This window comes from Helcococcus sp. SA-HE-C1 (genome assembly GCF_985670335.1).
Genome location: NZ_OZ484652.1, coordinates 115,836 through 134,343 on the forward strand (window position 1 = coordinate 115,836; position 18,508 = coordinate 134,343).

12 protein-coding genes and 4 pseudogenes are annotated in these 18,508 nt (G+C 27.4%); 8 read left to right on the forward strand and 8 right to left on the reverse strand.

What is annotated here, in order from left to right; translation table 11 throughout:
• Nucleotide 1: 1 nt before the first annotated feature.
• Nucleotides 2-1,324, forward strand: a complete 1,323-nt coding sequence (locus AC4KN9_RS00560; protein WP_491016748.1) for a pyrimidine-nucleoside phosphorylase — start codon at nt 2-4, stop codon at nt 1,322-1,324.
• 237 nt (nt 1,325-1,561) lie between these two features.
• Here AC4KN9_RS00560 and AC4KN9_RS00565 read toward each other — a convergent pair.
• From AC4KN9_RS00565 to AC4KN9_RS00575, 3 genes and pseudogenes are all read right to left on the reverse strand, one after another.
• Nucleotides 1,562-2,730 (reverse strand): annotated as a pseudogene (locus tag AC4KN9_RS00565) (IS256 family transposase).
• Between the two features lie 150 nt (nt 2,731-2,880).
• A complete protein-coding gene (locus AC4KN9_RS00570) occupies nt 2,881-4,386 on the reverse strand; it encodes a hypothetical protein (RefSeq protein WP_491016749.1) in 1,506 nt (501 codons plus the stop codon).
• Nucleotides 4,383-5,345 (reverse strand): glycosyltransferase family 2 protein, encoded by a 963-nt coding sequence (locus tag AC4KN9_RS00575; RefSeq protein ID WP_491016750.1) that lies wholly within the window; start codon nt 5,343-5,345, stop codon nt 4,383-4,385. Before AC4KN9_RS00575 ends, AC4KN9_RS00570 begins: the two co-directional genes overlap by 4 nt.
• Before the next feature lie 147 nt (nt 5,346-5,492).
• Here AC4KN9_RS00575 and AC4KN9_RS00580 point away from each other — a divergent pair, with 147 nt between their 5' ends.
• The 5 genes and pseudogenes from AC4KN9_RS00580 to AC4KN9_RS00600 all read left to right on the forward strand — a co-directional run bounded on the left by AC4KN9_RS00580 (nt 5,493) and on the right by AC4KN9_RS00600 (nt 9,769).
• Nucleotides 5,493-5,999 carry a DUF2975 domain-containing protein gene (locus AC4KN9_RS00580; RefSeq protein ID WP_491016751.1) on the forward strand — a complete coding sequence of 169 codons (507 nt, stop codon included), beginning with the start codon at nt 5,493-5,495 and terminating at the stop codon, nt 5,997-5,999.
• The gene (locus AC4KN9_RS00585; RefSeq protein ID WP_491016752.1) at nt 5,996-6,205 is read left to right on the forward strand and encodes a helix-turn-helix domain-containing protein; all 210 of its coding nucleotides are present in this window, start codon (nt 5,996-5,998) and stop codon (nt 6,203-6,205) included. Before AC4KN9_RS00580 ends, AC4KN9_RS00585 begins: the two co-directional genes overlap by 4 nt.
• Entirely contained in the window at nt 6,192-6,635 is a 444-nt protein-coding gene (locus tag AC4KN9_RS00590; RefSeq protein WP_491016753.1) for a GtrA family protein, read from the forward strand. Before AC4KN9_RS00585 ends, AC4KN9_RS00590 begins: the two co-directional genes overlap by 14 nt.
• Before the next feature lie 11 nt (nt 6,636-6,646).
• The gene (locus tag AC4KN9_RS00595; protein ID WP_491016754.1) at nt 6,647-8,209 is read left to right on the forward strand and encodes a glucosyltransferase domain-containing protein; all 1,563 of its coding nucleotides are present in this window, start codon (nt 6,647-6,649) and stop codon (nt 8,207-8,209) included.
• A gap of 175 nt (nt 8,210-8,384) precedes the next feature.
• Nucleotides 8,385-9,769 (forward strand): annotated as a pseudogene (locus AC4KN9_RS00600) (glucosyltransferase domain-containing protein).
• Between the two features lie 17 nt (nt 9,770-9,786).
• Here the strand turns inward: AC4KN9_RS00600 and AC4KN9_RS00605 are convergent.
• Together AC4KN9_RS00605 and AC4KN9_RS00610 are read right to left on the reverse strand one after the other, a co-directional pair.
• Nucleotides 9,787-10,746, reverse strand: a complete 960-nt coding sequence (locus AC4KN9_RS00605) for a glycosyltransferase family 2 protein (RefSeq protein ID WP_491016755.1) — start codon at nt 10,744-10,746, stop codon at nt 9,787-9,789.
• Nucleotides 10,747-10,759: 13 nt separating this feature from the next.
• Nucleotides 10,760-12,331: a glucosyltransferase domain-containing protein gene (locus AC4KN9_RS00610; protein WP_491016756.1), complete on the reverse strand. Its 1,572-nt coding sequence runs from the start codon at nt 12,329-12,331 to the stop codon at nt 10,760-10,762.
• A 194-nt stretch (nt 12,332-12,525) separates the two neighbouring features.
• Between AC4KN9_RS00610 and AC4KN9_RS00615 the strand changes: the two are divergent.
• Together AC4KN9_RS00615 and clpB are read left to right on the forward strand one after the other, a co-directional pair.
• A pseudogene (locus AC4KN9_RS00615) lies at nt 12,526-13,416 on the forward strand (DnaJ domain-containing protein).
• A gap of 3 nt (nt 13,417-13,419) precedes the next feature.
• Nucleotides 13,420-15,983: pseudogene (clpB, locus tag AC4KN9_RS00620) on the forward strand (ATP-dependent chaperone ClpB).
• Nucleotides 15,984-16,062: 79 nt separating this feature from the next.
• Here the strand turns inward: clpB and phnE (AC4KN9_RS00625) are convergent.
• Genes phnE (AC4KN9_RS00625) through phnC form a run of 3 tightly spaced genes read right to left on the reverse strand, consistent with a single transcriptional unit; the run spans nt 16,063 to nt 18,464 of the window.
• Nucleotides 16,063-16,869 (reverse strand): phosphonate ABC transporter, permease protein PhnE, encoded by an 807-nt coding sequence (phnE, locus tag AC4KN9_RS00625; RefSeq protein WP_491016757.1) that lies wholly within the window; start codon nt 16,867-16,869, stop codon nt 16,063-16,065.
• 7 nt (nt 16,870-16,876) lie between these two features.
• Entirely contained in the window at nt 16,877-17,698 is an 822-nt protein-coding gene (gene phnE / locus AC4KN9_RS00630; RefSeq protein ID WP_491016758.1) for a phosphonate ABC transporter, permease protein PhnE, read from the reverse strand.
• 10 nt (nt 17,699-17,708) lie between these two features.
• Complete coding sequence (gene phnC / locus AC4KN9_RS00635; RefSeq protein WP_491016759.1) at nt 17,709-18,464, reverse strand: phosphonate ABC transporter ATP-binding protein; 756 nt, start codon at nt 18,462-18,464, stop codon at nt 17,709-17,711.
• Nucleotides 18,465-18,508 lie beyond the last annotated feature (44 nt).

Sequence of the window (18,508 nt, forward strand, 5' to 3'; positions counted from 1 at the left end):
TATGAGAATGACAGATATTATTGAGAAAAAAAAACATGGAGAAGAATTAACTAGAGAAGATATTAGGTTTTTTATTCAAGGATATGTAGAAGGTGAAATACCCGATTATCAGATGTCATCACTTTTAATGGCGATTTATTTCAAGGGAATGACTGAAAAAGAAACACTCGAGTTAACTCTATCTGTTAGGGATAGTGGAGATGTGGTAGATTTATCTTCAATTAAGGGGATAAAGGTTGATAAGCATTCAACTGGTGGAGTAGGAGATAAAACAACATTAATCATCGCTCCATTAGTAGCATCTTTTGGTGTTAAAATGGCTAAGATGTCCGGTAGAGGTCTTGGTCACACAGGTGGAACTGTTGATAAAATGGAAGCTATCCCTGGACTTAACACATCATTGAATACCAAGGATTTTATAGATATCGTTAATGATATAGGTGTGTCAGTAATAGGACAAACTGGTAACTTAGCTCCAGCAGACAAAAAGATATATGCTTTAAGGGATGTTACGTTAACAGTAGACAGTATTCCACTTATCGCTGCATCTATTATGTCTAAAAAACTTGCAGCAGGATCAGATGCTATTTTACTCGATGTAAAAATGGGATCTGGAGCATTTATGAAAACTTTAAATTCAGCAATAGAACTTGCCACTGAAATGGTAGCAATAGGAGAAAATGCAGGTAAATCAGTGGTTTCATTAATTACAGAAATGAATATTCCTTTAGGACATAATATCGGTAATACTCTTGAAATTATAGAAGTAGTGGATACCTTAAAAGGAAAAGGACCATCAAATCTTACAGAGGTATGTATAGAGCTTGCCGCAAACTTAGTGACAATGTCAGATAAAGGAAATCTTGAGGAAAATAGGGAAAAAGTTAGAGAAAAATTACAAGATGGATTTGCTTTTAAAAAATTTATAGAATTTACATCAGCACAAGGTGGAGATTCATCATATTTAGAAGATGTTTCGAAATTTGAAAAAGCAAAATACGAGTATGAAGTGAAAATTCAAGCTGATGGATTTGTTAATGAAATGGAGACTGAAAAAATCGGAATTGCTTCAGTTGTGCTTGGCGCAGGAAGAAAAACAAAAGAGGATATTATTGACTTTTCAGCTGGTATAAGGCTGGAGAAAAAGACAGGTGATGAAGTTAATAAAGGAGACGTTATAGCGATCTTATATACAAATGATGAGTCCTCAATAAAGACAGCAGAAGAATTAGTATTAGAAGCTTACACAATTTCAAATATAAAACCAAAACTTTCTCCTTTAGTTTTGGCTAGAGTTGAAAAGGATAATATAGTTAGATATTAAATAAATTTTAATTAACGTCTTAATCAGTATTAAAACTAATTAAGAGGGTCTGTAAATAATTTTGTGTATCAACCTATTTCCTGATATTAAAGGGTATGGGTTGATACATTTTTTGTATCAATAGACATTCATTTCTTAAGAAATGAAGCTTAACTTAATTTTACACATTATTAATACACTGTCAAATTTTGTTAAAAATTTGCAGATATTTTTTACTATTGCTTTCTATTTTTTTTATTATATCCTCCCTTCAAAATATATTGATAATTGTGATAACACCTTATCCCAACCTCTTATTCTACTAGTCCACTTAGCTGAAGCATCTGCCATAGCTAGATAAAGACTTTTTTGTAATGCATAATCATTTGGAAATATTGCTTTATTTTTAGTTACTTTTCTTAACTGTCTATTAAAGTTTTCCATAGCATTTGTTGTGTATATCATCTTTCTAATACCTTCAGGATACTTAAAATATGTTGATAATTCAGCCCAATTATTTCTCCATGAAGATACACATGTAGGATATTTCTTACCCCACTTATCTTCAAATACATCTAAATTGGTTAGTGCTAAATCTTCTGTAGATGCTTTGTATATTGACTTTAAGTCCTTCATCAACTCTCTAATATCTTTGTATGATACATATTTAGTAGAGTTTCTTATTTGATGTATTATACATTTTTGTATTTCTGCTTTTGGATAGACTGCTTCTATTGCTTGAGTAAATCCTGGTAGATTGTCTGTTGAGAAGATTAATACATCTTCTAGCCCACGTTCTTTTAATTGATTTAATACTAAAAGCCAATATTTACTTGATTCATTTTCTCAACCCACATACCAAGTATTTCCTTAAAGCCTTCTAAATTGTATCCTAAAGCTATGTAAACAGCTTTTTTAACTACAATATTATTTTCTCTAACATGATAGTGGATTGCATCTAAAAACACCATTGGATAGACCTTATCTAGTGGTCTGTTTTGCCACTCTTCTATTGTTGGAAGTATCTTGTTAGTTATTTTACTTACCATAGTTTCTGATAATCCAAAACCATAAATTTCTTTAATATGAGCTGATATGTCTCTAGTAGTCATACCTTTTGCATACATTGATATTATTTGATTCTCTATATTTGATATGTCTTTTTCATATTTTTTAAGTACTTGTGGTTCAAATGAAGCATCTCTATCTCTTGGGATATTAAGATCTATATTTCCATATGAAGATTTAACAGTCTTTTTACTTGATCCATTTCTAGTGTTTAGTGATAGTGGAACTTGTCCATATTCATAGTCTAGATGCTCATCAAGTTCAGATTTAAGCATTTGTTCTATTGCATCACCTAAAAGGTCTTTAAGTGCATTTTGTAAATCCTGAGCAGTTTCTGGTTGATATTCTTCTAGTAACATTTTAGTTATTTTATTTAGTCTTGTTTCTGGTCTTTTTCTTGGCATAAAAATTCCTCCTAATTAGTTTTTCTTTACCCTAATCAGGAGGTTTCTATACACAAAATTTTACACAGTCTCAATTAAGACGTTAATTCATATTAAATATATATGTTATAGTTTATTACTCAATGTATATTTTTTATAAATTGAATAAATAACTTCTACAACTATTGGCAATAACATAAAAATATATGGATAAACATATTGAGCCTTAGTTTCCCAAATTAAATGAAAAAGAACCCCACCTATAAAATAAATTAAAAACAAGAAATACTCTTTAATTTTTTTTGTTTTAAGTAAATAATATAATACCAATCCATAAATTAATACTAAAAAAGCTTTCATAAAAGTAAAAATCACCTCGTAAAGTGAACCTTTATTGTATATCGATCTAACAATAGAGTTATATGAAGTTTGGTCATAAATTTCTCTAGGTCCGCTCCAAAAAGATTGGAAGCTAGGTTCAAACCATGTTGTAAAAAATTTTTCAGAAAAGTAATTAAACATTTCAATTGGATGAGTAATAAAATATGAAAAATTTGATTTAATTTGTTTTTTTGCAATTTGATTTATTTTTTCATAATCATAATCATTTTTTTTCATAGTTTTTGTTACCCAAGTAGTGTACCAACCAGCATTTATATCCTTATTATCAGGTTTGGTGCCCATAGCAATCCACATTGTTTTAGGATTTCCTTTACTCAAAGGCATCTTGGTTACATTTTGTGTATAAGATTTAATGCTATAATTAATTAGATAGCTTAAAGTTATAAATCCAAACAATAAATAAATTCCAAATTTTTTTTTCGTTTCAAAAAATAAGTGATAAAAAATTATTGCAAGTAAAGCTATCATAAAATTATTTCTAATTATAGTTGATAATACCATAAATAAAATTGATAGCATTAAACTCATATATTTTTTTGTTTTGAGATGCAATATATACATCCAAAAACTTAATGCACAAAAGAAAAATCCTGGTATTAAATTATATCCAAAAGTTATAAAGAAGAATTGTGGTAAAAATAAAAATGATAATAATATAATCAAAATATTTTTTTTACGATTATTATTTCCGATTATTTTTGTTATTTGTAAAATAGAATAGTTTATCCCTAAAACCATCAATGAATTTATTAAAAATACAAAATATCCACTAGAATTAACTTTCTGTAACAAAATATGATAATACATTAATCCTATTTGATGTGGATAATAGTGAAGATATCTACCATGATTAAAATATTGGTAATCTCCCTTACTAAATAATTCAGCAGCACTACGAACTATAGATGCATCTGCACGCATTTCTTCAGTAATTGAAAATATAATAAATATCGAAAAAATTATATGTGCTATTGTAAATCCTAAAAATAAATAATTTTCTTTTATTTTATTTGAATTTTTCAATATAAAAAATATTAGTATAAAATATAAGAAGATAGCAAATACCCAATAATATCTAAAAACTACCAAACTATGTTCGATGAGTTGGATTTGACTGGTCAATGTAAGAGAAATAAAACTTAATATAAAAAAGAGTATAGTAGATACAACTGTAACAAAATTTTCAGATATTGATGTGATTTTATTCCAAAATTTAGTGTTATTTCTCATTGTTTTTTCTCCTGATAAGTTCTTTCAGAAATTATATATCTAGGTCTTGCCTTTGTTTCTAAATAAGTTTTTCCTATGTATTCTCCAATAATACCTAATGAAAGTAATTGAATGCCACCCAAGAAAAGAATAATACATACAGTAGAAGCCCAACCAGCAACAACATTATTTGTTAAAACAAGAAAAATAGCCCATAATATTCCTAAAAATCCGAGAATACTTACTACAAACCCTATACTTGTAACGACTCTGATTGGCTTAATAGATAAACTCGTTATACCGTCAAGGGCAAGAGACAGCATTTTTGAAAAAGGATATTTAGATTCTCCTGCTATTCTTTCATTTCTCTTATAGTATACACTTGTACTCCTGAATCCAACCAAAGGTATCATACCTCTTAGAAATAAATTTACTTCTTTGAAGTTTTCAAATTCATCCAATACTCGAGAAGTGATGAGCCTATAGTCAGAATGATTGTATATGGTTTCTACTCCAAGAGCATTCATTACTTTATAAAATCCTTGTGCGCTAGTTTTCTTAAACCATGTGTCAGAATCTCTATTGCTACGTACCCCATAAACTATTTCTACGCCATCCATATATTCTCTAATCATGTCGTCTATAGCGTTTACATCATCTTGTCCATCGCAATCGAGAGATATTGTTACATCACAATATCTTTTTGCTTCCATGAGACCAGCCAGTACAGCGTTTTGATGTCCTCTATTTCTACTTTGACTGATACCTAGATATTTATCATTAGAGTTTGATAATTTAGAAATTACTTTCCAGGTATTATCTTTAGAACCATCATTTATAAATAAAATTTTACTTTCAGCATTAATTAAACCTTTTATTATTAAATTATTTAATTTTTCTAAAAAAATTGGAGCAGTAATCGGTAAAACTTTTTCTTCGTTATAGCATGGGATTACTATCCATAAAATTGGTGTATTCATTTTTCCTCTTTTCTTATTAATGATTATATCATTTTTATATAAAAATAAATATATTAAATTTTAAAATTTTGTAAGATTCATCTACAATATTTATTGATATATAATAAATAGCGTGGTATAATTTCTAATTATAGTTAAGGAGGAAAAATGAATAGAAAATTCTCTTTTAGTGATACTAAAATTAAAAAATCAATAATAAGTTTAAGATATATGGCATACACTATGATTTTTGTCATATTTTTTTTAGGTATAGGGATATCTACATATCAAGGTATAAACATAATACAACAATATAAGTCACAAAGCATAAAGATTATCTCATGGTTAATAGTTTTTTATACTACAACAATATTTATTATTCTAGGAATCAAAGATGTTTTACGACTATTAGCAAACCTAGAAAAAGACAATATATTTACATATGAAAATGCAAATATAATAAAGAGAATAGATAATAAATTACTTATAACACTATTTTTTTCAGTAATAATAAATATAGTATTCGTATTAGCAGAAATTCATGACTTTAACTTATTAATAATATGGGGTGTATTCACGGGATTTATTTTAATAGCACATGTATTAGTTAAGCCGTTATATCTTTTAGTTGAGAAAAGTGCTGAAATGCAAATTGAAATGGATTTAACGATATGATTTTAGTCAATTTAGATGTCATGCTTGCAAAAAGAAAAATGTCCGTTACAGAATTATCAGATAAAGTAGGCATTACAATTTCAAACATATCAATACTAAAAAATAATAGAGCAAAGGCAATAAGATTTGAAACATTATCGGCTATTTGTGAAGTATTAGAATGTCAACCTAGAGATATATTGGAGTACGTAGATGATAATAATTAAAAATTTATTCATAAAATATTTCTTCAGATATAAAAGTATTATTTTATACATATTCTTTGGTGGATTAACTACATTGATAAATATAGTTTCATATTATATTTTCAAGAATTATGTGTTTTCAGATTTACCATTTTTAGCAAATACCCTAGGAAATGCAATAGCGTGGCTGTTTTCAGTTTTATTTGCATTCGTGACAAATAAGATTTGGGTTTTTGAATCTAAATCTTGGAACAGAAATATTATTATTAAAGAAATAATTTCCTTTTTTAGTTTTAGATTTGCGACAGGATTAGTAGACATGGGGATAATGATTATAGGAGTAGATTTCCTTAAATTTAATGATTTAATAACAAAAATTTTATCTAATATATTCGTACTTATATCTAATTATATCGGATCAAAGTTTTTCATTTTTAAGAAAAATAAATAATGTGAGGTTTCATGGTAGCAACAAAAAAAATTAGTGAATTGTATAAAAAAATTCCTAAGAACTACAAACAAGCTTTCTTTTATGCAATAGTATTTGGGATAATATGTCATTTCTATATGATGACAAACAAACTTACCAATCATGATGATATTGAACAGTTATATAACAAGATGGATTTATCGACTTCAGGTAGATGGTTTTTGCAATATGCAGGTAGTATTGGTTCTTATTTTAGTATGCCATGGGTAAATGGTGGATTAATCTTATTTTATCTATCAGTTTCAAACGCATTAGTTGTCGGTCTTTTTGGAATTAAAGATAGAATTTTAATTATATTATTATCTGGACTTACTATGTCTATAACAACAGTAGTAGCTCTCTTTGTTTTCCTAAATAGTGCCGATGCTTATTATTTAGGATATCTATTAAGTGTATTAGGAGCATATCTATATATAAAAAATAATAGATATGGGAAAATGGCTTTTGTCGTATTAAATATATTTTCCTTAGCTATTTATCAAATATATTTTGGGATAAGTATTTCTCTAATTTTCTTGTATTACGTATTAGAATTTATTACTGGAAAATCAAATGTGTATGCAACAATTATAAAAGGTTTTAAGTTAGCTCTTTTAAGTTTGTTAACTCTAATTTTATATATAGTTTCAATAAAGTATGTGTTTAGAATTGAATTGAGCTCATATAAAGGCTTAAATAGTATGACAAATATAGATATAACTTATTTACCAATATCAGTAGCTAGAGCATATCTTGATATACCAATGTTTTTCTTAGGTGATAGACTTAGTCAATTTGGATTTGTTAAATATTTAAATTATCCATTATTTGCAATGTTTTTTGCAATGTATGTTTTTATAATAAATAAAAATTTACAAGAATCAAGAGATAAAATATTTGCAGGAATATTAATATTTTTTTCTCCACTTGCAATAAACTTTATATATCTAGCATCAGGAGATGTATCAGTTGATTCTAGGATGCTTGGAGCATACATTTGTATTTATATATTTATAATTATTTTACTTAAAGAAATAATAACAAAGATAGAAAAATATAATGTTAATATGAGGAAAAAAATTGTCCTATTTTCATGGTTAATACCAATGATATTGTTAGCTACAATTGGGAGATTTTATATAGTAACAAATAAGGCGTACATGACTTTGGATATAGATAGTAGAAATATGGCATCCTATACATCTAGAGTTATTGGAAGAATAGAGGAGAAATATTTTTATAATAAGAAAAAAGAGGTCGTATTCGTAGGGCTTCCAGATATTTCAAATAAATTTACGGATTCATATACTACGGATGATGTATATTCAATTACATTTTTTAGAAGAAAAATACCTTCAAGATGGCACTGGACATTGTATCCAGAGAGATATGCAGCCTTTCCAAATCCAATAAAATATTTTGAGAAAGATGACTATGTAAAAAATAATGACAAAAAATTAAAAGATTTAATAGATAAATCAGAAATATTTCCTAGAGAAAATTCTATTTTTGAATATAACAATAAAATTTATGTAAAATATGTGAATTATAAATAGAGGAAGATTAAATTAAATGAAAAATAATAAAATAATAAAAAAAATATTTTCGAATATAGATACAAATTTTAGATTAGGATTTATATATACATTTGCATTTGGACTTCTCGTGCATTTGTACATGATGACAAATAAATTGCCTAATCACGATGATATTCACCAGTTATTTTTTAACATGGATTTAAGAATATCAGGAAGATGGTTTTTGCAATATGCAGGAACTATAAGTAGTTACTTTAGTATGCCATGGGTAAATGGCATTTTAATTTTATTCTATATATCTCTGTCCACATCTTTAATAGTAGGAATTTTAGAAATTAAAAGTAAAATATTTATCCTAATAATATCAGGTATAATGATTTCATTTACTGGAGTAGTTGCAGTATTTGTATATATGAATTCAGCTGATGCCTATTTTTTAGCACTATTTATGAGTGTATTAGGAGCGTATTTATATTTGAAAATGTCAAAAGGTTTTGTTTTTTTATATTATTAAATATACTATCATTAGCTACTTATCAGATTTATTTTGGAATAAGTATTAGTCTAATTTTTATTTACTATATTTTTAGATATATTAATAATGAGATAGAAGAAAAAAGTCTATTTAAAAATTTATTTTTACTATTGTTTAATTCGTTAATAGTTTTGATAGGATATGTGATTAGTGTAAAGTACATATTTACTGTGCAACTAACATCATATCAGGGGTTAGATAAAATGGGGCAGATAGACTATAAAAATCTTCCCAAATTAATAACAAAACAATATGAAAAATTAAATAACTTTTTTATAAATGATGAATTTAGCCAGTTTGGTTGGATGCAAAATTTTAATAAAATATTTTCTATTATTAGTATAGCTTTAGTTTTTTATCACGTATTTTCTACAAAGAAAAGCCTCAAAGGAAAGATTATATCTATAATATTAATATTGCTCTTGCCTGTATCAATAAATTTATTATACATACTAAATAATGGTGAACATGCAGGGTTAAGAATGCTTTATCCATATGTATTAGTTTATATCGTGATTTTAAAAGTCGTTTACGATGCAAAAGAAAATTTTGCATCATCCAAAGTTTATACTGCGATAAAATATTTTATATTTATAATGTCACTATTATCTATTTATCAATTTTCTATAGTTACAAATAAAGTTTATTTAACTTTAGATATAGATCAAAGAAATTTACAAGCATATACCAATAGAGTAATAAATAAAATTGAGGAAGTAGAGGGATATGATACAGAAAAAGAAATTGTATATATTGGATATCCTATTATAAAAAATGAATTTACAAATGAATATTTTACAGATGATGTAAAGGCGAGTACATTACTTAAAAACAAGATACCTAGTACAATACATTGGGTGTTGTATCATGAAAGATATATGGCATTTCCAAATAATATTAAAACTTTTGATGAATTAGATATAAATAAATTAGAGGATGAAGCTCTAAAGGATAAGATAAAAAATTCTAAAACGTATCCTAAAAAATCTTCTATTTTTGAATATAACAATAAAATATATGTTAAATTTTCAAATTTTAACTAAAAAATCTCATAGATAGTTTAACTATCTATGAGATTTTTAATATTGTCATTTTTAATTATATCTTTAATTATATAGTGAGGTCTCTTTTTTACTTCCATATAGGTTTTTGCTAAATATTCACCGATGATTCCTATACAAATTAACTGTATACCAGATAATAGTAGTATAAGAGAAACTATTGTAGCATAACCTGCAATATCTATACCTATGATAAACTTCTGTATAAGTACAGTTATTAAATAAATGGTAGCTATAAATGAAGTTATCAAACCTAAAAATGTTGCAATTTTAAGTGGGGCAGTACTAAATCCAATAAACCCTTCTAGAGCATATTTTGTAAGTTTATAAAATGACCAAGAAGTTTTACCGTGTTTTCTTTCTTCTACTTCATATGGCATAAAGTGAACATTGTATCCTACCCAAGCAAAAAATCCCTTAGAAAACCGATGATATTCTTTTAGTTCTAAGATTGAATCAGCAACACTTCTTCTAAAAGTTCTAAAATCAGATGCGTTTTTTTCGAATTTTGTGTCACTTATTTTATTAATTAGTAAATAAAATAAACTCTTAAATCCAGATAAGATTTTGCCTTCTTTTCTTTTATCTTGATAACATGCTACAACATCAAGATTTTCGTTATATTCTAGCACTGAAATCATTTCATTTATATATTTTGGATGTTGTTGTAAGTCTGCATCGATTAAGGATACATAATCTCCTGTGGATTTCTTTATACCAGCTAAAATTGCAGATTCTTTACCAAAATTTCTAGAAAAATTAATACATGTAATATCCTTAAAAGGATTGATTTCGATTAATTCTTTAATTTTATTGAATGTATCATCGTTACTACCATCATTTATAAAAATATATTCATATTGAAAATTTTTATTTAGAGTATCATCACATAATTCGAAAAAAGAGAAAATATTCTTTTCTTCATTATAACATGGTACAACTATCGATATTTTTTTCATATTTGCCTCTATTCTAGTTATCTTTTATTTCCTTAAATTTCACATAAATTACACCATTAATTTTCTTGATGGAATCTGATGATGGATAAATACCTAAGTTTTTAACTTCTTCTAAATCTTTTTTTGGAACTTCACTATATGTTTCATAATCATGAATAACATTAGGAAATCCTAAAAATCTCACAGGATAATATTTGAACGAATAAAGTCTGGTTAAGTGATTTGCTATCACAAAAGGTTTTATATCGTCGGTATCGTACTCTTTTGTAAAACTCGTTCTTGAATCTGGATTACCAACAAAAACAACTTTATCCTTGGTATTATACCCTGGTGTCATTTCAAGTCTTGTCATTATTCTATTACCATACGAATGTGAACTTTGGTTTGTAATACCTACCTTAAAATAGGTTTTATTAGTCACATAAATATTATTATAGACTGCAAATATAGATGTAATTGTAAGTACCCATGATGAGTAATAGACAAGACCCTTCTTATTAAGGCTAGTTTCCTTTTCTAAAATATCAGATTCATTTTTACTTAAAAAATCTATTAATATTAATGGAAATATAAAACATACAGTGTAAGGATATGCCATTCTTAGCATAACTCCAGCTTCCCAACTCATTATATACATTATATTTATTGCGATAGGAAAAACAATAAGAATAAATACTATAGCTGCAATTTTACCCATATCTAATTCACGTTTTTTAATTATAAAATACAATACATAAAGTGTTAGTAAAGTTGAAAATAGGAAAAGATATTTCATATATGGGAAATGATAGTTAAATTCTTGTCCGGAGAAGAATTTAAACATTTGTACATATGTATTTACAACAAGTTCTGGCAATTTAGACAAAGGTACAGATCCCATAGTTTGCAATCCCTTATAGTCAGTTAATAAATGTCCAAAAATAACTCTTGATACAAATAAATAAAGGCCAACAGCTACAACAAAGGCTATACCGGTTTTAATGAATAGTATAATTTGTTCTCTTAAATTATCCTTATTTTTTAATAATTCTTTAATTATATATATAAGTATCAAACCAGCAGCGTAGCCCAAATATGTTTGGTATATAGCAAGAGAAAGTGTTAATAATATAGCAGTAAATATAAAGCCCCATTTTTTCTTAACTAAAAGATATGCCCCAATTCCAGCAAGCATTGCACCAAACTGATATGAATCTTGAGTATTCATAAATGGCATAAGTGATCCAATTGTAGGAAAAGTTATAAGTATACCACCAATAAGTATAGAATTAACTTTTGATTTTATATTAAACATTTTTACAATAAAAACAGCCATTACAGCGGAATATGTTATAGTTAGAAGTCCATTTACCCATGGTAAACTAAAGTCAGAACCTATTGCAGAAGGATATTGTAAAAACCACCTTCCCGATGTTGTTCTATCCATTTTATCAATTAATTGAACAATATCATCTAAATTAACCCATTTATTAGTCATCATATATGCATGACAAATCAATCCGATAATAATTGTTGATAAAAAGGTAAGTTTTATATTGATATTTAAATTTTTATACCAATTATATATTTTATTTTCTGGTAACATAATCACTCCTTTTATATGTTTATTATATTATAACTTAAATACAATAAAAAGACTAAATAATGTTTTATTAGATAAAACTTAGATTATTAATATATATTGATTTTTTTTGTTTATCAATGTATAATAAAATTAAAGTCAAAGATAGTCAGAGTTATTTTTGATTATAAAATTAAGAAAAGAGACAGGAGTTTATTATGAAATATAAAGATTATTATGAAATTTTGGGAGTAGATAAAAAAGCTACATCTCAAGAAATAAAAAAAGCATACAGAAAACTAGCAAAAAAATATCACCCTGATTTAAATGGAGGAAATGAACAAGCGGCAGAAAAGTTAAAAGAAGTAAATGAAGCTTTTGAAGTATTATCAGATGAAAATAAAAAAGCAAAATACGATAAGTTTGGTTCTGCATATCATGATGGAATGAATTTTGATCCTTCACAATATGGATACACATATACAAACACAGGCGGAAATAGTGGTTTCTCAGATTTTTTTGAAACAGTATTTGGTGGTGGATTTTCAAGAGGAGGTTCATCAGGTGGATTTTCAATGTCAGACTTATTTGGTGGTGGAGGAAGTTCAAAAAGAAAATCTCAAAGAAATAAGTTTGAATTAGAACAATATTTAACAATTGAAGAAGCATATAAGGGTGGTAGTAAAGAGATACTAACATCTTTAGGTGGAGATAGAAAAAAAATTGAGTTTAAATGGCCAGCAGGGATTACTGATTCTAAAAAGATTAAAATCAACGGAAATAAATTTGATATAGATGGCGATATTTATATTAAAGTAAAAATAGATTCAAAAGATAAATTAGAAGGCCTAGACATTATAAAAGATATAGAGATACTCCCTTGGGAAGCATATTTCGGCACAAAAAAAACTATCCAAACTTTAGAAGGAAGGATAAAAGTAAATATTCCTAAAGATATACAGACAGACAAAAGGATAAAAATACCAAATAAAGGGTTTAGGGATTGAAAAGATAATATAGGAGACCTATATTTAAGAATAAAAATAATGAACCCTTCGAAATTAACGGTAGAACAAGAGGAGATTTATAAAAAATTATTGGAGGAATAAGATATGGATATGAATAAATTTTCAAACAAAACATTAGAATATATTGAAAAAGCACAAAATATTGCTATTAAAAATTCAAACCCGGAATTAAATGAAAAGCACTTAGCTCTATCGATGTTTTTAGATTCTGATGGTTTAATATATAGATTAGTAAACTTAATGGGTGAAAATTCTAAATTAATTGCTGGAGAATTGAAGCAACAAGTAGAGAATCTTTCAAGTCAAAATGGTGGAAGTTTACATGCCTCTACAGTATATCAGAGAATTTTATTAAACTCAGAAGACGAGTCAAATGCAAGTGGAGATAGTTATATTGGTATAGAACATATCTTTCTAGCTCTATTGAAAGAAAAAAATAATGATATAGTAAATATATTTAAGAAGCATAATATTGAATATAAAAAATTTAAGCAAAAATTAAATGAGTTTAAGAAAGATAAGGAAAATATTAGTGAAGATTCAAAAAAATCATCATTATCAAAATATACGATAGATTTGACTGATAAAGCTAGTCAGGGGAAAATTGATCCAATTATTGGTAGAGATGAAGAGATAAGATCGGCTATAAGAATATTATCAAGAAGAACTAAAAATAATCCAGTTTTAATAGGTGAACCGGGGGTTGGTAAAACTGCAGTTGTAGAAGGAATAGCACAAAGAATTGTAAATAATGATGTTCCTGAAAATTTAAAAAAAGTAAAGTTATTATCACTAGATTTAGCTGCACTGATTGCTGGAGCGAAATATAGAGGAGAATTCGAGGAGAGATTAAAAGAAGTTATAAAAGAACTTGAAAAATCAGATGGAGAAATAATTTTATTTATAGATGAAATGCATATGATTGTTGGAGCGGGCAAAACTGATGGTGCAATGGATGCGGGAAATATTATGAAACCAGCACTTTCAAGAGGATTGATAAAAGTAATTGGTGCAACAACATTGAATGAATATAGACAATATATAGAGAAAGATGGTGCATTAGAAAGAAGATTTCAAAAAGTTTTAGTTGATCAACCAACAGTAGAAGATACCATATCTATTTTACGAGGGATAAAAGAAAAATATGAATTACATCATGGTATTAGAATTGCAGATTCAGCAGTTATTTCAGCAGCTATTTTATCAGATAGATATATTTCAGATAGATTTTTGCCTGATAAAGCAATAGATCTTATGGATGAAGCTTGTGCTATGGTTAGGACGGACATTGAATCTATGCCACAAGAAATTGATAATTTAAGAAGAGATATTTTACAATTACAAATAGAAATTACAGCATTAAAAAAAGAAACAGATGAATCTTCAAAAGAAAGACTTAAAAATCTTGAAAAAGAGTTATCAGAAAAAGATGATATATATAATGAACTATTTGCAAAATGGCAAGATTCAAAGAAAGTTTTAGAGCGAGTAAATGAAATTAAAGCTGAAATTGATAAAGTAAAGATTGAAATCGAAAATGCTGAAAGAAAATATGATTTTGATACATTATCAAAATTAAAATATGGAGATTTACCTCGATTACAAGAAGAATTAGATAAGGCTCAAACTAAATCAGATAATGAATCAGGATTAAAAGAAGAAGTAACAGAAGATGAAATTGCTAATGTAGTATCAAAATGGACGGGAGTTCCAGTAACAAAATTAGTAGAATCAGAAAGAGAAAAGCTATTACATTTAGAAGATGAACTTCATTTACGTGTAATAGGTCAAGATGAAGCAGTTACAGCAGTATCAGAAGCTATATTAAGGTCTAGATCTGGATTAAAGGATGAAAATAGACCAATAGGGTCATTCATATTTTTAGGTGGACAGGAGTTGGTAAAACAGAATTAGCTAAGACACTTACTCAATTAATGTTTGACGATGAAAAAAATATTGTGAGAATAGATATGTCTGAATATATGGAGAAATACTCGGTTTCAAGATTAATTGGTGCAGCACCAGGATATGTTGGATATGAAGAAGGTGGACAATTAACAGAACAAGTTAGGAGAAAGCCATACTCTGTTATTTTATTTGATGAAATAGAAAAAGCACATCCAGATGTATTTAATATATTACTTCAAGTTTTGGATGATGGTAGACTAACAGATAATCAAGGACGAACTGTAAGTTTTAAGAATACAATAATTATCATGACTTCAAATATTGGATTACAATATTTGTTAGAAGGTATTGATGAAAATGATGAAATAACTAAATTGGTAAAAAACAAAGTAGACAATGAGTTAAAAAGAGCATTTAGACCGGAATTCTTAAATAGAGTAGATGATATAATTTTATTTAAACCACTAACAAAATCTGAAATTGGAGATATTATAGATCTAGAATTAATCAAAATTGTTAAAAAATTAGAAGACAGGAAGATTAATATTGAGCTAAATAATGATGCTAAAAATTATATTATAGAAAATGCATATTCTCCAATATATGGAGCAAGACCAATAAAGAGATTTTTACAAAAAAATATAGAAACGGAAATAGCTAAAAAACTTATTTCTGGTGAAATAAAAGATAAAAGTGATATAGAAATATCGATAAAAAATGGACAATTAAATATTCAATAGTTTTAGATAATTTACAAATATTTTTATCAAGTAGATAAATGTAAAAAACCAGGTATTTAGGATACCTGGTCTTTTAATATTAAAATCCTTTTACTAATTTGTTTCTAATTTTTGATGAAAAGAACTCTATAACTAACACTAATATGATTAATCCTAATAATATTGAGCCAGCCTGAGTCCATTTGAATCCATAAATTGCTTGTAGTAAAGGAGCTCCTATTCCACCGGCCCCTACTAAACCAAGTACCGTAGCATCTCTTAAGTTAATATCAAATCTATATATTATTGTTGATATAAATATACCTGATAATTGAGGTAAAACACCATGTCTTATTTTTTGAAATGTGTTCATACCAAGAGCGGATAGTGATTCTAGTATTTCTGATTGTAAATCTTGTATTGATTCGGACATTAATTTTGAAATCATACCGATTGAAGTGAGAGCCATTGTTAGAACACCGGCAAAGGGTGGTTCAACTGCTCTAATAAAAATTAGTCCATAAATTACTGTGGGTACAGTTCTTAAAACAACTAATAATATCCTAAAAATATAAGCAATAGGTCTAGGAAGAATATTTGGAGATATTAAAAAGGCAAATGGAATTGCCAAAATAGCCCCAAAAAGTGTTCCAATAAATGCAATAGCAATAGTTTCTACCAAAAGGTAGGGAATACCAACTTCGGTAAAATTATATAAAGACCAATCGGGGGTAAATATTCCCTTAAAAATACTTCCTACAATAGAAACACCCTTTTCTCCAGCTCCTGATGAACTAAGACCTGAAATTGACCAGATTGATAACACAAGAACAATTAAGATATTTATTGCGATTCTAACTTTATAATTAGGTTCTTGTTCTAATTTTTTTAAAACTTTATCTGACATTTCAACCTCACACTAATTTTTTTCTAATATATATACTTATATTTTCAATAACTATAATAGATATAAATAGACAAAGTAGAACTGTACCTAATTCTTCATATTGTCTATATGAAATAACTTCATTCATTAATATACCAATACCACCAGCGCCTACATAACCTAATATTGCAGCATAACGAACGTTACCCTCGAAATTATATAGTGCGGTAGAGTAAAATGTAGACAGAACCTCTGGTAATATAGCTTTTATAAAAGCCATTCTTCTAGTTAACCCCATGGAAATTAGAGCTTCAAATGCACCGGTATTGATATTTTCAATATTTTCATAAGTGATTTTTCCGACATATGAAAATGAATAAATGAAAATAGCAACCGTACCTGCTAAAGATCCGATACCAAAAATAAAAGTTGCAATCAAAGCGTTGACAATAGTTGGCATAGTCCTTAATATTAAAAATAAAAGTCTAACAAACCAATTTACAAATTTGTTTTGAACCATATTTTCTGCTGCTAAATATGCAAAAGGTAAAGCTGTTATTGCCCCCAAAAATGATCCTATGAAACTCATCTGAATAGTTTCAATAAGAGGTTTATAGACATGTGGAAAATATTCAAAATTTGGATTGAATATCTTACCGACAATAGTCCCGACTTTTGAAAAATTAGTAAAAAATTCTGGAAAATCAATATTTGTAATTTTTGCAAAATAATAAGTTAATAAAATAATAATAGGTACAACAATTATTAGTGGGGATCTTCTTTCAAAACTTTCTGTACCGTCATTTAATACATATTTTTTTGGAGGAAGTATTTTATTATATATATTCATATTTTCCCCCCTAAAGAACAATTTCTTCATCTAATTCGCCGTAAATTTCTTTTAATACGGCTTCATCAACATTTTCTGCCTTACCGTCATATACAACAGTACCTTCTTTGATACCAATAACTCTAGTTGCGTATCCAAGTGCTAAATCAACGTGGTGAATATTAATTAAAATAGCAATATCTTTTTCTTCATTAATTTTTTTGAAGTAGTCCATTACTTGTTTAGCAGTAATAGGATCTAGGCTTGCAACAGGTTCATCAGCAAGTATAATACTTGGGTTTTGGGTAAGAGTTCTCGCTAGAGCAACTCTTTGCTGTTGACCACCAGATAGCTGATCAGCTCTATTATAAGCTTTATCTAAAATATCAACCTGCTTTAAAGCCTCTAATGCCTTAACTTTCATTTCTTTTGGATATATTCCTAGTATAGAACGTAATGGATTTAAATCAGGTACAAATCCAGATAAAACATTTTTAATCACAGTGGTACGATTTACTAAGTTGAATTGCTGAAAAATCATACCAACATCTCTTCTAAATTCTCTCAGTTTTTTTCCTTTTAGTGTACTTACATCAATACCATTTACGGTTAGTTTTCCTTCGTTAACATCAATCATTTGATTTATCATTCTAATGAGTGTAGATTTACCCGCACCGGATCTACCTATTATGGCGACAAATTCACCTTTATGTATTTCCAATGAAATATTTTTTAAAGCCTTATATCCACCTGGATAAATTTTTGAAACATTATTGAATTTAATCATGTATTTCTCCTATAAAAATGGAGGCTAAAACTTAGCCTCCAAAT

Excerpts from the sequence above, each read along its gene's own strand:
- AC4KN9_RS00605 (WP_491016755.1), bottom strand. The coding sequence starts at position 10,746 with ATGAAAAAAATATCGATAGTTGTACCATGTTATAATGAAGAAAAGAAT.
- AC4KN9_RS00570 (WP_491016749.1), bottom strand. The coding sequence starts at position 4,386 with ATGAGAAATAACACTAAATTTTGGAATAAAATCACATCAATATCTGAA.
- AC4KN9_RS00590 (WP_491016753.1), top strand. The coding sequence starts at position 6,192 with ATGATAATAATTAAAAATTTATTCATAAAATATTTCTTCAGATATAAA.
- AC4KN9_RS00610 (WP_491016756.1), bottom strand. The coding sequence starts at position 12,331 with ATGTTACCAGAAAATAAAATATATAATTGGTATAAAAATTTAAATATC.
- AC4KN9_RS00585 (WP_491016752.1), top strand. The coding sequence starts at position 5,996 with ATGATTTTAGTCAATTTAGATGTCATGCTTGCAAAAAGAAAAATGTCC.
- phnC (WP_491016759.1), bottom strand. The coding sequence starts at position 18,464 with ATGATTAAATTCAATAATGTTTCAAAAATTTATCCAGGTGGATATAAG.
- AC4KN9_RS00575 (WP_491016750.1), bottom strand. The coding sequence starts at position 5,345 with ATGAATACACCAATTTTATGGATAGTAATCCCATGCTATAACGAAGAA.
- phnE (WP_491016758.1), bottom strand. The coding sequence starts at position 17,698 with ATGAATATATATAATAAAATACTTCCTCCAAAAAAATATGTATTAAAT.
- AC4KN9_RS00580 (WP_491016751.1), top strand. The coding sequence starts at position 5,493 with ATGAATAGAAAATTCTCTTTTAGTGATACTAAAATTAAAAAATCAATA.
- AC4KN9_RS00560 (WP_491016748.1), top strand. The coding sequence starts at position 2 with ATGAGAATGACAGATATTATTGAGAAAAAAAAACATGGAGAAGAATTA.
- phnE (WP_491016757.1), bottom strand. The coding sequence starts at position 16,869 with ATGTCAGATAAAGTTTTAAAAAAATTAGAACAAGAACCTAATTATAAA.
- AC4KN9_RS00595 (WP_491016754.1), top strand. The coding sequence starts at position 6,647 with ATGGTAGCAACAAAAAAAATTAGTGAATTGTATAAAAAAATTCCTAAG.